Below are 16,318 nucleotides of genomic sequence, written 5' to 3' on the forward strand. Positions count from 1 at the left end.
GATCAATTCTGAGCCACTTGCTTATGAGACAACATCAGAGACTCATACTGCTTGGTAATCTGATCCATTTTCTTCAAGATGGATTCAGTGGTTACCGAAATAACTGTCGGAACATAGCGACCATCGTCACCTAATTTAAACCCGGATTGCGAAAAGCGCCATTGATTACCCACTTTTCTCAAAGAGCGATTAAGATCTTCGGTGTTCAAATCTGAATCCATCAGGGTTTGCAATGAATCATCGAACAGCTGAACAGCCTGCTCGAACTCCTGTTTAAGATCCACTGATTCCACCTTCCAGTACAACGCCATATACGCTTTGGCAATTTTCTGGGACAACATCCGCTGTCTGCCGGATATATTCACCAACTGAGCACTGTTAACGTTTGCCTTGAGCTCAATAGCCTTAACCACCTGATCACAGGCTACCAACAACGCTAAATTCTGCTCCATTAAGTCAGGGACATTCGACTTATTCGGTGGGCTGATGATACGTTCACGGTGCATTACCCACAATGATTCGACCTTATCCAGCTTGTTATTGATTTCTTCCGTGGTCGCATACTCACGCAATTCAAGGAATTGTTGTTCAAACAAAGCCACACTGTCGTCGAGTTGTTTTTGGGCCATTTCAACCTTCACATCCGCGCCAATCATCAAATAGCTCTTCATCATTCGCTGAGAAAGCATCCGCTGTCGACCAGACTTGTTAATGGCTTCCGCGTCCGTCATTCCCCAACTGAACGAGGGAATGGAAAATGGAATGAGTAGCAGGATCAGTAGCTTGATGAAATATCTCAATTGGAATCTTTTCACTGGAACATCCTTCTTTTAGGCAGTATTAATAGTTCAAGCAGTCTTGCCAAAAGCACATAGCAGGCCAACTCAGAAATAAGTGCAATGTATAAGAAAACAGTTGAGTAACATTTGCCCTAAGGCAATAAAATCGGCTTTTCCGAGTAAAACAATCGGAAATATCGTTATGATCGTGTTCCCCAAAGGAGCACGGTAGATATGAAAAACACCAAAAGGCATCAAGCCACACTTCGTAAATCCAATGCAGCTGCACCAACAAGGGGGAAATTTATAGATTTGCACTAAAACAGGCCGAACAGTAAAGACTGTTCAAAAGCCGTTTAAATACAAAAAGATACGCAGTTAAGCATTTGATCTTGGTTACCGCATGGTCTACAGTTTGGCTTTATAAGAATAAAGTATCACCACCAAGATCGTCCGATGAGACTGATCATTAGGTATTCGTTCACCCTATGCGCCAACACTTTCTTTATCGTTATACGACGTACATTTTTGATCGTTATACCGCGTTTATCCTATGCAGCCTGGTTACGTTCGTTACCTCATTAATGAGTGCCAACGCATCGGCAGATGTACGATTTCCTGAGTATTGGACCATTGATGAATACTTGGAGGTCTTTCCTGAACAAAAAACAAAATCCGAAGCCTTTAACCTTCGAGTGCAAAGCCAACCCAAACGACTCATTAACAATGACAAGCCGGTGAATATTCTGGTCATCTGTCCGGGCTTACAGATTTCAGATTATTGGCGTCGCAGCATTGCCGCCTTCGAACACAGGTTAAAGCGATTGGGTGTGCAGTATCAACTCGATAAGCATTTCACCAAACCCGGCATCGATCTTAACGAACAATCCAAACTGCTCAAACAAAGTCTTGGCGACAACACCGATTACCTGCTGTTCACTCTGGACGCCCTGAAACATCAGAAGTTGATTGAACAGGTCATGACTCAGAGTCAGATCAAAATCATCTTGCAGAACATCACGACTCCGTTGAAAGCCTTTGGAACCCAGCAACCGTTTCTCTATGTCGGGTTTGACCACATCATCGGCACACAACTGCTCATTCAGGAATACCAGAAGCGTTTCCCAACGGGCGGTAACTACGCCATCTTGTATGGTACTCAAGGCTACGTTAGCCAGATGCGTGGAGGTGTCTTTGAGAGCTTCATGAATGCATCCTCGGGCTACCAACTACAAGACAGCTATTACGTGAATTTTGATCGTGCTCTAGCAAAAGCAGCCACCCAACAACTGATCAAGGATCATCAGCAAGATCAATCTCCATTAGATTTCATCTACGCAACCTCAACCGACATTGCTCTGGGCACACTGGATGCACTGACAGAACTTGGATTAGAACAGAACATTACCGTCAATGGCTGGGGTGGCGGCTCATCAGAACTGAATCAGCTGAAAGCCAAATCGCTCGATTTCACCGTGATGCGTATGAACGACGACAATGGCGTGGCGATGGCAGAAGCCATTGGTATGGATCTGCTCGGCGAAACAACACAGGTGCCCACCATTTATTCCGGCAGTTTCCGATTAGTCACACAAGACACCAAACCGAAACAGCTGCAACGCTTCGAAGAACGGGCATTCAGGTACTCTGATCATGCTATGGTTGAACAACATGGATTGGCCAAATAAATGCGCTGGATAAGCAAGATGACCTCTCGTGCGGGCTTGCCCTTTCATCGCCTGATTTCAGCCTGTTTATGCCTGTCACTGAGTGTCACCGCCTTTGTGTGTCTGTGGTTTTATTACACCAACACCACCAATATGCTGCACGACAGTGCTCAGGACCACACCCGGCAACTGCGCAAACTCACGTCCCTGGTGTTAGAAAACCGTCAGGCGGAATTGGAACATGTGCTTTCAATCCTTCAGCAAGACCAGCAACTTAACCAATTAACCCTTCAGCAAAGTTCCCTGGTAGTTGAATCAACCAATTATGAACACCTTACCCGTCAGATTCATCAACGGTTAAACGAGTTATTGAGCACGTATGCTACGGATCTCGACCTGTTGTTGTTTGTGCCTATTCGAGGAGGAAAGGAAATCATCGCAGGTCATTCCAGCTATCATCTGGACAACATGATTACCGAGTTGAGAAACCACTTACCCAACTTAGGTGCACAGCTATTTACTCCCAACAGCGAATTTTCCGGTGTGGCATATCATAATATTGCCAGCGGCATGGCATACAGTAAGGAATTGATTGGCGGCCCGTTAAACAAACGATTGGGCTATCTTTTTGGCATCAATTTATTCAACAACAATGTCCAATTACTTCGCCGAATCGTAAACAATACCGGGGTTGATGGCGCGACGCTGGTAATTCAACCATCATCAGATCCAAAGGTCGCTGTCACCGGCACATCCAGAGATCATGCCAATGGATCTTTGGAACCCATCGCCTGGATGAATCAGGTAGGAACGACACCGATCTATCAGGCAAACGACGAGTATCCGGATGAACATTTTTCTGTCATTGACCTATTAGGGGATCATGACATCGCTCATCAGGATGCCACACAACTTCAATTGATTTTATGGCAGAAAGAATCCTACCTGACCAGCCATTATCAACTCTTTACCCAAACACTGATTCTGGTTGTGGGGTTGGTCCTGCTACTGGGGACAGGTATCGCCGTACTGGCTACCAAGATCAGCAGCCGATCGCTGAATTATCTGACCAAGTTTGCCGAAAAGCAGACCTCAGATACGGATACACCACATTTCGAAGCCACCCCCATCTATGAGATCAATCAAGTAGGCCGACGCCTGGAACAGGCGATGCAGGATGTAGTATCGAATGAAGAAATGTATCGGAATATTCTCAATTACTCGGGCTCCGTGGTGTACATCAAAACCCTTGATGGTCGCTATCAGTTTGTGAACTCCGAATTCGAATGCGTTACGGGTATCCCTCACTCAGAGGTTTATGGAAAAACCAACGAAGACATCTTCCCGCCTCGCGTTGCCGAAGAATTCACAAACCATGACAACAAAGTACTTCAGGAAATGCGGGTGCTTAACTTCAGGGAAGATCTGGTCAAAGACGGCGAAACCTTTTCTTTTATCAGCGTGAAATTCCCGATTAAAAATCAACAAGGCGACATCATCTACATTTGTGGTTTCCTAACGGACATCACCGGCATCATCCAAACCCAGGAAGAGCTGTCACGGGAAAAAGCCCGCGCGGAAGAAGCAACCACGCAACTGAACAGCCTCAACAAGAGTCTGGCCGATGCCATTACCAAGAAAACGATGGAACTGGAATCCACTCAGGAAAGCCTGATCCAATCGGAAAAACTGGCTTCCCTGGGCTCATTGGTAGCAGGCATCTCTCATGAACTTAACACGCCGATTGGGACGGCATTGACGGTATCCACCACACTGGAAGAACGTATTGCACACCTCCACGAAGACTTCCTCAGTGGCTCGCTCAGTAAACGAGCGATGGAAAATTATCTTCAGGATCTCAACGAATCCTCATCTATCCTGATCCGTTCGTTAAGTTCAGCCATTGAACTGATCTCCAGTTTTAAACAGCTGTCCGTGGATCAAACCAGTGCACAACGCCGTACCTTTAGCTTGAAGAAGACACTGGAAGAAGTGGCCATCACCCACCGACATCTGCTCTCAGATAGCCCGATTCAGTTAATCGCAATGATTTACGAAGATGCCCAGCTGGATTCATACCCCGGCGCACTGGTGCAAGTCATGAATAATCTTATTCACAACGCCATCAATCATGGCTTCGCCGATGATTTCAAAGGAAACATTATCATCACCACCAAACTGGAAGCAGGGCATGCGATCATCAACATCAGCGATAATGGCTACGGCATCCCGGCAGAGTCTCAAAAGAAGGTGTTTGATCCCTTCTTTACCACCAAACTGGGGCAAGGCGGCAGTGGCTTAGGCCTGCACATTGTGCACTCCATCGTAACCGGTATTCTTGGTGGCAGTATCGTCTTGAACAGCCGTCATGGCGGCGTAAACACCGGCACCGATTTCCAAATCACCTTACCTTTGATAGCGCCTCACCATACTGAAGCCTCTCATTCCAAAGCATCGATCACAGAGACCTCTAATACCTAGGGAACCTCTGAATAAGCCCCGTAACGGCCGAACCATTCACATCAAACAAAACACCCACATAAAAAATAATGACCATCATCAACTCGACAGGGCATATCCTTGCTGAGTATCGACAACATCAGCCAGCGTGCCAAAAACCACCTATCTAGACAGCAATTTGTCTTTTATTAATCTAAATCAATATCCCTACCATCCCAATGGGTACACTGCCGTGCTCTATTTCTTAGGCTCAATAGTATTCAGGAATTGTTCATGCACTTTGATGCACCCGTTGGTGAAGTCGCACACCGTAATCTTCTGTACTGTTCCAGCACACATACGCTTCAAGAAGCCGCACGAATGATGCGCCAACAAAAGTGCAGCTCCATCATCGTCAAAGATGAGGACACCATTCTCGGTATCTGGACAGAAGCCGATGCCATTAAGCTGAACTTCCGTGAGAACGATATTGGTCAGCAACCCATCCACCAATTCATGACGAGTCCGGTAGAATCGGTTCCTTCGGATACACGAGTTGGCAAGGTGGTGGAGTTGTTTCGTCAACGAGGTTTTCGTCATTGTCTGGTGAATTATGGGCCAACCCAGGCGCCCGGCATCATCAGCCAAACCGACATCACCTTGAACATCAACATCGATCATTTCCTGACGCTGTGCAAGGTCAAAGCCGCACAAGAACTCTGCCTGACCCTCAAACAAGACACCTCGTTTGCCAAAGCCGTTGAAACCATGCGTTTACGGAAAACCGATGCTGCGGTAGTTATTGATGACGACCTACGCCCTATCGGCATCATCACCCAGGCGGACCTGGTGAAAGTCCTGGCCGACGAGATGAGCAGCCCGTCACTGACGGAAATTGCGCTGAAAGAATTGGTCTGCATTGATAACGAAGACACCCTGTTATCTGCGCGTGATGCGTTAATGACACATAAAATACGGCATCTGGTGGTAGCCAATCAACAAGGCCGGGTGGAAGGTGTGATTTCGATGCGTCACATCCTGCAGTTCCTGCAAATGGAGTATTCATCGCAACTGGAAGATGCATTATCGAAGCGCGACGAAGCACTGAAACGTTCGATGCAGGACTTGAACCTGGCGGAACGTGTCTTCGAACATGCAATGGAAGGCATCGTCATTACCGATCCGACCGGTGAAATTATTCGCGTTAATCCGGCGTTCACTTTGCTCACAGGCTACCAGGAGCAGGAAGTGGTCGGTAAAACCATGAGCGTACTTGCGTCTGGTAAGCATGATGCCGTGTTCTACCATGAGATGTGGCGACAAATAAACGAAGAAGGTCAATGGAGTGGCGAGATCTGGAACAAGCGCAAAAGTGGCGACTTGTTTCTGGAGTGGCTCACCATTTCAGCCGTGCACGATGAATTCAATAACGTCAGTCACTTTACCGGCTTATTCCGTGACGTCACGGAGATTCGTAAGCAGGAAGAGAAGATCCGCCACCTCGCTTATTTCGACGAATTGACCGGTTTACCGAACCGTCGTTTATTAAAAGACCGGGTGTCGATGGCCATTTCCGGTGCTCATCGTAATGAACACCAACTGGCGGTGATGTTTATCGATCTCGACCAATTCAAAAACATCAACGACAATTTTGGGCACGATGTTGGCGATCAGGTATTAACCGAGCTGGCTCAGCGTTTGGAATACATCACTCGCGATGAGGATACCCTGGCCCGCCTCGGCGGTGATGAATTCGTCATCCTGATGCCATCCATCAACAGCTATGAAGATGTCATTCGATTGGGTACGCGCATCAATCAAGTATTAAAAGACCCATTCTTACTGTCAGATGACCACAACAAGCAAATCACCGTCAGCATAGGTGCCAGTGTCTACCCGGATGATGGCGCCACAGTGGAAGATTTACTGAAACACGCCGACACCGCCATGTACTCAGTTAAAGCGAACGGGCGTAACGGTTTACAATTATTCAGTCAGGAAATGGCTCAGCGTTCCATGCAACACTTTACAATGGAAGCGAACCTGAGAAACGCCATCGAGCGTAACGAATTGAGCTTACATTACCAGCCGAAAGTGGACGTGATTTCAGGCAGCATGATGGGGATGGAAGCTCTGCTTCGATGGCATCAACCCCAACTGGGCGCTGTATCCCCTGCCAAGTTCATTCCTTTAGCGGAAGAAACAGGTCTCATTGAACAAATCGATCAATGGGTGATTGATTCGGCCTGTGCACAGATTCGTCACTGGTTGGAAAAAGGCGCCTATCCGGTTCCGGTCGCCATCAATATCTCCCCCATCAGCCTGAGACATCGAAAACTCACACGACTTATCAAGAAAGCTCTTGAACGACATCAGGTACCCGCGTCCCTGCTTCAAATCGAGATCACCGAAAGTGCCTTCATCGACGATATGGACTGCGTGATCATGCAACTGCAGACTCTTAAGGAAATAGGTATTTCGATTGCGCTGGATGACTTCGGTACAGGGTACTCAAGCCTGAGTTATCTCGCCAAGTTACCTCTGGATGAACTCAAGATCGACGCCAGTTTTATTCACAACGTGCCGGACTGTGAAACCAGTGACACGCTAATTCGAGCCATCACCGGTATCGCAAAAAACCTCAATCTAAAAGTCGTGGTCGAGGGCGTCGAAACCAATGAACAGCTGAGCTATGTGGAAGAGTTGGTGTGTGATCAGGTGCAAGGCTATCTCACAGGTCGCCCGGCTGCAGCGTCCGTGATTGAAACAAACTTCGCCAAATAAAAGTAAGCAATCACTTACCTGTAGGATCAATAAGTAAAACTATACCCACGAACTACAGGCACAAACTACAGGCGCGCCTAATTGTCAGATATTCTCGATTCAGACACCAAGGGCGCCATCGCACGTGCCAACTGCGAATCCCGCAGCATCAGGGATTTAAGCTTTTCTAACGCAAACCAGTTAATCTCTACCGGCGATTCCGCCACATACGTGGCCGGACTTTTGGAGGACAAAAGCGCCAACGCCGAAATCGTTTCCCCTGGTCCATAGCTGGTACAAGCGTGCATTCCATCCCATTGTTGAGTAGCTTCCACAGTGCCTCGCACTATCACCCCGATCGCGTGCTGAGGTTTGTCCTGCTCCGCAATAACATCACCCGCGTTATAGATAACGGGCTGCATCATTTGAGAGAGCTGATCTTTTACGTCCTTGCCCAGCTTTCGACTCCAGGGCATACAATCCACTAACTGATCAGAACGAATAGTCTCTGACACCTGTGTGCGCTGAAGTGCCATCATACGGGCTTCCACATCCATGATCATGCGTTCAGCTTCCGGCTTATCCAGTACCGCCAACTTATGCTGTTGCTGAATCAACGCCCGTTCACGATTGAGTAACAAACGAGTCGCCGCCTGGGTTTCTAGTGCATGAATAATTTCAGGAAAACTCTCTCGAAGGTACTGAATGTGCTGCAAAGTCCCCTCTTTATTAGCATTCACATCGGCCCGAATTTGCTCTGCCAATGCTTGATCCGAGGCCAGCACATCAATGTGATCGGCCAAGGCATCCTGCGCCTGTAAGAAGCCTCGCGCCATGTCATAGCCTTGAGCCAGATGATCAAACGCTAAGCGAGTCCCCAAGCGCCTGAGTCCTTTAATTTCTCTAATCGTTGAAATCCATTTGGGTGTTTTCCAGGCGTTATGTAATTCGGTGCGCGGACCAATTTCCGGTTCACCATCGAGAGCATGTTCTACTGCCTCCACCAACTTGGAGGTAGCGACCTTTCCTAAGGTACCCTGCTCGAATTGACTCCAATAGTGCTTACGCTCGGTCTCTAACAATCGCCGTTTACACGCTACAGCCAGCTCCGAAGAAGAGATAGATTGTGACTCCGGTGTACGCTGAGAATTCATCTGAAGATCCACTTGTAATCGCGCCACCTCCTTAACACTTTCCCAATCTGCTCCCTTGAGGAATTCACTGGTCATCATCTCAGGCAGCATTTGATTCAGCGTTTGATTAATTTCACCCTGCGCTTTATCCACCGTCGCTTGCTTAGCCGACGGCAATTGATCCAACCCTAACCAATGCAACACCCAGCCCATCGTTGTGCCATTGATTAGAATGGTTAACACTACTATACCGGCACACAAAAACATCACCTGATCACCAATTTGCTTGGGAATCAAATCGTTAGCGGCCACCGTTAACGCCAGCGCAAGCGACACCGCTCCTCGCAATCCACCCCAAACCAGGACAATCGCTTTTTCACGGGTAATGCCGATACCAATCCGTTTCAGGATCGGCACAAACAAGGTCACCGCCACCGCCCGGATCACCATAATGCCAAAGTACAACACCACCAACGCCCACCAGAGATCCCAATCCGTCAACGGCACTCGCACCGCCACCAGCACACCCACCAGTAAGAAAATAAGGGTGTTGGCAATGTGCGCCATCATTTCCCAGAAATGATGAAGGAAACCAGCCACCTCCGGAGAGATTCGAGTCCGGCCAATACTGGCGTACATCAAAGCCAATGCAACGACAGCTACTACGCCGGACACATGAATACTTTCAGCTAACATAAACACCAGATAAGCGACCATAATTGAGAGCGAAATTTCAATCATCGGATCATTAAAAACACGCCCTAACCAGATGATGCTCCAGCCACCTACCACCAGCCCAATCACCAATCCGGCACTGACCACCCAACTGAATTGAGCCGCCACCGCAAAGACATTTACATCCTGCCCGGCACCGGATAACACCCAGCCATAGAACAAAGAAAAGAAGACAATGGCCGTGCCGTCATTCAGTAGCGACTCCCCTTCTATCAAGGTCTCCAGCCGTTTTCTTGAACTCACCTCCTTCAACAAAGCCACCACAGCCACCGGATCAGTGGCACTGATCAAGGCACCAAACATCAAACACAGCGCCCAACTCCATTCAAAGGGAAACGCCCACTGCGCCAAACCCGCCGTCAGCAAAGTTGCCACGATCAACCCCGGAACAGCCAGCACTGCAATCTGAACAAACATGCGTCGGAATAAGTGCACTTCCATCGCGAAAGCGCTTTCAAAAATCAACGTCGGAAGAAACACAAAGAGAATCAAATGAGGACTAATATCCACCACAACATCCAAAGTTTCAGCGAACATTGGTGTGTAATTTTCAAAGATATCAGTGCGATGAATCAGCCCAAGCACCAAACCAATGACCAATAAAGCCACGGTATAAGGAATCTGAGTACCTTTCAGAAGATGCCTGACACTCGCGCCAATAAAGAGCGCAAGAATGACAAATACAAGGATGAGCAAACCGGTTTCATAATGCATATGACCGCCCCACGAAACGCTTACGGTATTGAGAGTCCTTTCTTAGGGAATCGTCTTACTATAGACCAGTAAGAAGACTCTGCGATGAATCCCAACGAATTCAGCAGAGTTTCATATAAACGGTTTAGAGTACCCAAGTGATGTGCACAGCATATTTAGACTTGTTTGACTAATGAGGAGGTTGAGTATGGAATGGGTTGAGAGAGGTCTTCTTAATAAGTTAATGACGATTTCATTTATTTTGAAGATAGAAAAATTCTGTGTATTTACGGATAAGTCATAAACTATGCGAAGATTTAAAAGCTTACCCGAGGATGATCAAGCCAAGCTTAGAGATCAATTTTTAGATATTGAGAAAGCCATAGCTGTTGAAGAAACACCAGTTTATACATACCTAGCAATATCTGTATTTGATCACTGGCTAACTAGAAGTGAGTTTTATGAGCACCTTGTTGATGTAAGTGACAAGGAGCAAGATATAAGAAATCAGGCATTGTATTCGTTTAGCAAAAAAGTAATTAGTGAAACCCAAGTTCTTAATTTTAAATGGGCCCGATCCAAGGGGAAGCAGATTGTTAAATTTCGTGACTTCACATCTCGAGAAGCTAAATTTGAGTATTTCTTACCTGCAGTTAGTGAATCCGATAAAAATTTCTTTCAATCCGTTTTACCCGATTTAGGAATCATATTTCTAGAAAACTATGAAGACACAAACATAATGTATCTCAAAGATATTTCCGTTAAGCCGAAAATAGAGAAATGGGCCTCCGAATCTGGTGTTTTTTGCCTAGAAAAATGGGCTTAATGATGCCATTGGTTTAAACGAATGAAGCAAAAAGATGGACAGTAATTTACAAAAGTATTTTCACGTATTGATATATGGGACACCTAAGGATTTAGATCTTCTCGCAGACGAAGACAGCAATTTTCCACATGGTGTAGATAGCGTTGTGGAAAGACACTGGATAATAAATGCAGTTGATGTGGGGACTCTAGAAAATATTGACTGGATGATAAAACGGAAAGTGCCTCTTAATTTTACAGATGAAGAAGGAGGGACTGTATTGCATTCTGCAATGGAAAGAAACTCAGATGAAAAATATGCAATTATGAAATTACTCTTAACAGCAGGAGCTAACCCCAATATTAAAGGGTTGCACGATTACACACCTGCTCACAAGGCTGCTGTATCAGATGATATATAAGCATTGAAAATATTAATTCGATATGGGGCTGATCTAACGATCAAAACCAATGTAGATAATTATGCCACGCCTCTGGAAGAAGCAATTGCAATGAACAAATACTGCCACAACAGCAAAGCTATTGCTTTTTTGAAGACCATGAATTCTCACCTTCTCTCTCAATAACAACCATGCAAAATAATTTAGTAACACCTTGAGTAACCTCGAAGGTATCAAAATCGGAGGGTAGTCCCCTTAGATAACTTTAGGTAAAAGCCCCCTGCCAATTAGAGTGTTTTAGAAAGCGCCTAAAATAGCCTTCTAGAACACTCCCGCTATTTTCAATACAATTCCAGAAAAATAATGACACGAAGTATTAAAATGGACTTTAGAACTAAGCTTATCTGGATTCTGCTTTCAATGGTGTTCATCACCCAACTGCAAGCTGATCAAAATTATCAAATCTCACCACCAGCTTCATGGATTGAGGTCAGTGACTATGATCTGAATAGCGCACAATCCCCTCAAAATGTAAGCGACACCCGCTATATCCTCTATGACAGACAAACCAACGCCTTGGACGGTATCTCTCGCTACTATCATTTAGCGCTACAAGTTCTGAATGAAACGTCTGTGGAAGAGAATGGGCAACACTTTTTCAACTTTGCCCCAAGTTACGAAAATCTGACTTTTCACCAATTTAATATCATTCGTGACGGGAAAAAAATTAATCAGTTAAACCCTGATCAGATCAAGATTCTACACAGAGAGACGGAAGCTGAAGGGTTAATGTATACCGGTGAACTAACGGCCTCTTTTATTTTGGAAGACCTGAGACCCGGCGATATTGTCGATTATAGCTATACCGTTACAGGTCAAAATCCGGCTCTTAAAAATAACTTCTACGAATACATTGATATACAGTGGGCAACACCGTTGGAATATCTTAGCTACGCGCTACTCTGGCCCAAAGACGAAGCCTTGTATATCAACAAAGCTAATACCGACATTGAACTTGCTGAATCAAACCAACAAGAGCACAAACGAATTACACTTCGTTTAGAGCATTCTGTCCCTCTTACCATAGACAGTCAGACCCCTTATAACTACAACCCTCGTGCCAGAGTTAGCCTATCCAATAACAATCAATGGTCCGATATTGTCGATTGGGCGCTACCACTTTACGCGTTAGAAAAAGATCCCATACTTCTAGACCCCATTATTAAAGAGATCAAAGAAAACCATACGTCGCTAAAAGAGCAAGTCTCAGCGGCGCTTCATTACGTTCAAGACAACATCCGCTACCTGGGTCTTGAGCTGGGCAATCACAGTTTGGTTCCGGCAAAGATTGCCTCTACGCTGGACAAGAGATACGGCGACTGTAAAGGAAAAACACTCCTGCTCTTGAACTTACTCGATCGACTTAATATTGAAAGCTATCCGGCAGTCGTCAACAACAATTACATTACTACATTCAATGAAGACGGTGTCCGTATTGGAGCGTTCAACCACGTACTGGTCACAGCCTTTGTTGATGGTAAACAATACTGGTTAGACCCAACCATCAATAATCAAGAGACCCACCTAGACCGCTTATATCAACCCGATTACGGGCAAGCCTTGGTGATAAAGCCGGGGCAGAAACAACTAGTCATGATGAACAGTGACAACTCGGCAACACTCAAACAAGTGAAAGAAGTCATTGATTTATCGCAAGGGGTCGAACATGACGGTTTCTACTCAATCAACAGCACGCTAATCGGATACGAAGCAGAATATTTTCGACGTGAAATAGAATCCAATACTCAGGAAGAAATATCAAAACAATACCTGAACTATTACAACTACTATTATCCCAACCTATCCATGAGCGAGCCGCTTAGCATTGCATATCAGGATGATGCTTATCAGGTCAGGGAATCCTACACGTTACCAACACCTTGGCAGCTCAATGAGAACCAGTACGAAGTGAGCTTCTATGCGAACACCATCTCTTCGTTTTTAAATACGCCAAAAACAACCTTACGGACCTCCCCGTATCGGTTAACCCATCCGGTAAAACTGGAACAAAGTATCGAAGTTAAATTGCATAAAGATATATGGGATTTATCCGACGAAACACTGGAAATAAACAACCCATATTTCTCATTCTCCAGAACAATAAAATACGATGACAACAGCAATACTCTGTTGCTTGATTACCGTTATGAAACCTTCAAAAACTCAGTGCCGCTCGCTGACTTTAAAGATTACATGGAAGATCTCAACCGAGCTTCTGACCTAACAGGGTATGGTCTCTATTGGAGAGAAAACACACCTGTAGTAGCTGAACCTGATTACATCCCCTATTTCTTTGCTGGTTTCTATGTACTTACCTTGGTATTGATCATTATTGCCATCGTGCTGCTGATCCGCGAGAAACCGCCTGCAGATGATAAGGCGATCTTTTACCCTGTCGACCCGACAAAGTTTTTAGTACTGTCCCTACTGACGCTCGGCATCTTTCCGCTCTACTGGATGTATAAAAACTGGCAGTACATCAAGGAACAGGAGCAAAGCGCGATCATGCCAAAGGCCAGAGCCATATTCTCCCTGATATGGTTTTATCCTCTAGCAAAACGCATATTACTTATTGGTAAAGAGAAGCTCACTTTCCGAGAAAAAGCTGTAATCATCGCTTTATTCATTCTTTATATTTTGGGATTCCTGCTCACCTATTCCAAAAGTATATTCATTCTGTTGGGGCTTGCAGTCGAAATACTCTGTACTTTGTATCTTGTACTTAAAATTAATCTTCATAACCCAGTACGATCCAACAGCTATGTTCACAACTCAAAGTGGCGGGTGAGACATGTAATTGCTGGTTTACCTTTGTCCTTCTTCTTGGTGTTTTACATTGCCTCAACCATTTCCTTTATTCCTAACTCACAAGTGGTTGATGGCAATCAGATTTGGGATAAAGACCTGAAATTTATGTACCGAGCTAAAATCCTGGAACCCGGTGAACGCCTAGGTCTGTTTTATTCATCCGATCTTATTTCTTATGAAAAAGACGGGAACGGTCTAACCGACAGGAAAGTATTTAGTTACTGGAAGACGGAAGATGGCAATATCGTCAAGGAATATGCATATTTCGACGATATTAAAGACGTGACCGTCGACACCCAAACATCCACATTAACGGATAGCAGTGTGACCGTGACTCGCGAAGATGGCTCCAACTTTGTACTGTATCTGTCGAAAGAGGGATTTGGTGACAGACGATTTATTCGGGAACTCAAACAAAACGTCTTCTGACAGCTTAGATTAGGTGTTTGAGAGCTAAATAACATAGCCCTCAAACACCTTAAACCTCACAACCCCATCTGCTTGGCGATCATTTCTTTCATTATCTCCGTCGTCCCGCCACCAATGGCTAGCAATCGGGCATCCCGAGACAAACGTTCCACTACCGTTTCTCTCATATAACCCATACCTCCGAAGATCTGTACCGCCTGGTAGGTCACTCGCTCCGCCACACCTGTAGCAAAGTTTTTCGCCATCGAGATTTCTTTGATAGGGTACTGTCCTGCCTGCATTTTTGCGGCGGCCCGGTAAGTGTATTCACGGGCAATATCGATCTCGGTCGCCATATCCACCAGCTTGTGGCGAGTCACTTGAAATTTACCAATTGGGCGGCCAAAGGCTTCACGTTCTTTGACGTAAGCAAGCGATTCTTCGAGCGCTATTTGTGCCGTCATGTAACCCATAATGGTCAACATCAAACGTTCTTTAAGGAAGTTGTTCATAATGCAGATGAATCCGGCATTTTCCTGGCCGATCAAGTTATCCACAGGCACCAGACAATCTTCAAAAAACAGTTCGGCGGTATCACTGGCTCGCCAACCGGTTTTCTTTAAGCTCTTGCCCACGGTAAAGCCCGGTGTGCCTTTTTCTATCAGCAACAAGCTAATGCCTTGATAGCCCTCTCCCCCGGTACGAACGGCAACCGTGTAGTAGTCTGCTCGAACCCCGCTGGTGATGAAGGTTTTACTGCCGTTGACTCGGTAGAAGTCACCTTCCCGTACCGCACGGGTTTTGAGGTTCGCTACGTCTGAGCCACCACCGGGTTCGGTAATCGCCAAGGCTGCGATCTTTTCACCCGACAACACCTCGGGAACGACTCGTTGCTTTAGCGCCTCCGGTGCCCAATTCACAATGGGCGGCAAGGCAATATCCAACGACCCTAATCCGGCCACCAAACCACCCGAGGTACTTCTCATGATCTCTTCAGAAAAAGCGACCTTCATGAACAGATCACCTTCCCCACTGCCCCCTAAGGATTCGGGATAGCCAATGCCTAAAAAACCGGCCTCACCAGCCAAGGGATACAGTTCTCTGGGGAAGCTTTCTTGCTCTTCCCATTCCGCAATAAAGGGGGAGATGTGCTTGGCAATGAACTTCTGAGCACTGTCTCGCAGCATCTGATGGTCATCGTTGAAGTATTGTTGCAGAGAATCCTTATCCACCGTCATAACCCTTTACCTTCTAATCTCTCGTTTTCTGTTCAGGCTGACCTTTAGGCAGCCAAAGCCAGTACAAATTACAACCACCTTACTTGTTTTTCACCACAAAACCAAGCAAGCGCTTGATTGATAGAGATTAGCCTCTGAACACCATTTCAGCACTGATCAAACCGGACGATTTAGTGGCGCAGATGAAGAAATCAAGCCACCAGGACAAATAGGTTAAATGTCAGTCTTCCCCCTGAACGGCTGTCAGCCAATCGATAATATTCTGCTAGAGTTATTCTGATGGGGAGTCTGCATCATAGACAAATCCCGATGACATTCATGAACCGATAATCCATTGAAAAGTAGTAGAGTCAGATAGAGATCAGCACCTGTCTTCCTCTGATTCTTACA

At 45.9% G+C, this 16,318-nt stretch carries 9 protein-coding genes; 6 read left to right on the plus strand and 3 right to left on the minus strand.

Translation table 11 applies throughout. The features are described 5' to 3' along the window. Positions 1-2: 2 nt before the first annotated feature. Positions 3-815: a type IV pili methyl-accepting chemotaxis transducer N-terminal domain-containing protein gene (locus QQL66_RS16075; RefSeq protein WP_284382791.1), complete on the minus strand. Its 813-nt coding sequence runs from the start codon at positions 813-815 to the stop codon at positions 3-5. 452 nt (positions 816-1,267) lie between these two features. Between QQL66_RS16075 and QQL66_RS16080 the strand changes: the two genes are divergently transcribed. The 3 genes from QQL66_RS16080 to QQL66_RS16090 all read left to right on the plus strand — a co-directional run bounded on the left by QQL66_RS16080 (position 1,268) and on the right by QQL66_RS16090 (position 7,669). Next, a complete protein-coding gene (locus tag QQL66_RS16080) occupies positions 1,268-2,467 on the plus strand; it encodes a substrate-binding domain-containing protein (RefSeq protein ID WP_284382793.1) in 1,200 nt (399 codons plus the stop codon). An 18-nt stretch (positions 2,468-2,485) separates the two neighbouring features. Further along, positions 2,486-4,927: a PAS domain-containing sensor histidine kinase gene (locus tag QQL66_RS16085; protein ID WP_284382794.1), complete on the plus strand. Its 2,442-nt coding sequence runs from the start codon at positions 2,486-2,488 to the stop codon at positions 4,925-4,927. Positions 4,928-5,179: 252 nt separating this feature from the next. Next, entirely contained in the window at positions 5,180-7,669 is a 2,490-nt protein-coding gene (locus QQL66_RS16090; protein WP_284382795.1) for an EAL domain-containing protein, read from the plus strand. A gap of 77 nt (positions 7,670-7,746) precedes the next feature. Here QQL66_RS16090 and QQL66_RS16095 read toward each other — a convergent pair whose 3' ends face one another. After that, positions 7,747-10,230: a cation:proton antiporter domain-containing protein gene (locus QQL66_RS16095; protein WP_284382796.1), complete on the minus strand. Its 2,484-nt coding sequence runs from the start codon at positions 10,228-10,230 to the stop codon at positions 7,747-7,749. Between the two features lie 286 nt (positions 10,231-10,516). Between QQL66_RS16095 and QQL66_RS16100 the strand changes: the two genes are divergently transcribed. From QQL66_RS16100 to QQL66_RS16110, 3 genes are all read left to right on the plus strand, one after another. Further along, positions 10,517-11,035: a hypothetical protein gene (locus QQL66_RS16100; protein WP_284382797.1), complete on the plus strand. Its 519-nt coding sequence runs from the start codon at positions 10,517-10,519 to the stop codon at positions 11,033-11,035. A gap of 34 nt (positions 11,036-11,069) precedes the next feature. Then, positions 11,070-11,435 (plus strand): ankyrin repeat domain-containing protein, encoded by a 366-nt coding sequence (locus QQL66_RS16105; protein ID WP_284382798.1) that lies wholly within the window; start codon positions 11,070-11,072, stop codon positions 11,433-11,435. 360 nt (positions 11,436-11,795) lie between these two features. Next, positions 11,796-14,711, plus strand: a complete 2,916-nt coding sequence (locus QQL66_RS16110) for a DUF3857 domain-containing protein (RefSeq protein ID WP_284382800.1) — start codon at positions 11,796-11,798, stop codon at positions 14,709-14,711. A gap of 56 nt (positions 14,712-14,767) precedes the next feature. On the opposite strand, the gene QQL66_RS16115 is transcribed toward QQL66_RS16110, so the two are convergent. Beyond that, positions 14,768-15,928 (minus strand): acyl-CoA dehydrogenase family protein, encoded by a 1,161-nt coding sequence (locus QQL66_RS16115; protein ID WP_284382801.1) that lies wholly within the window; start codon positions 15,926-15,928, stop codon positions 14,768-14,770. Between the last annotated feature and the right edge of the window lie 390 nt (positions 15,929-16,318).

It is taken from the genome of Litoribrevibacter albus, from assembly GCF_030159995.1.
GTDB lineage: Bacteria > Pseudomonadota > Gammaproteobacteria > Pseudomonadales > Litoribrevibacteraceae > Litoribrevibacter > Litoribrevibacter albus.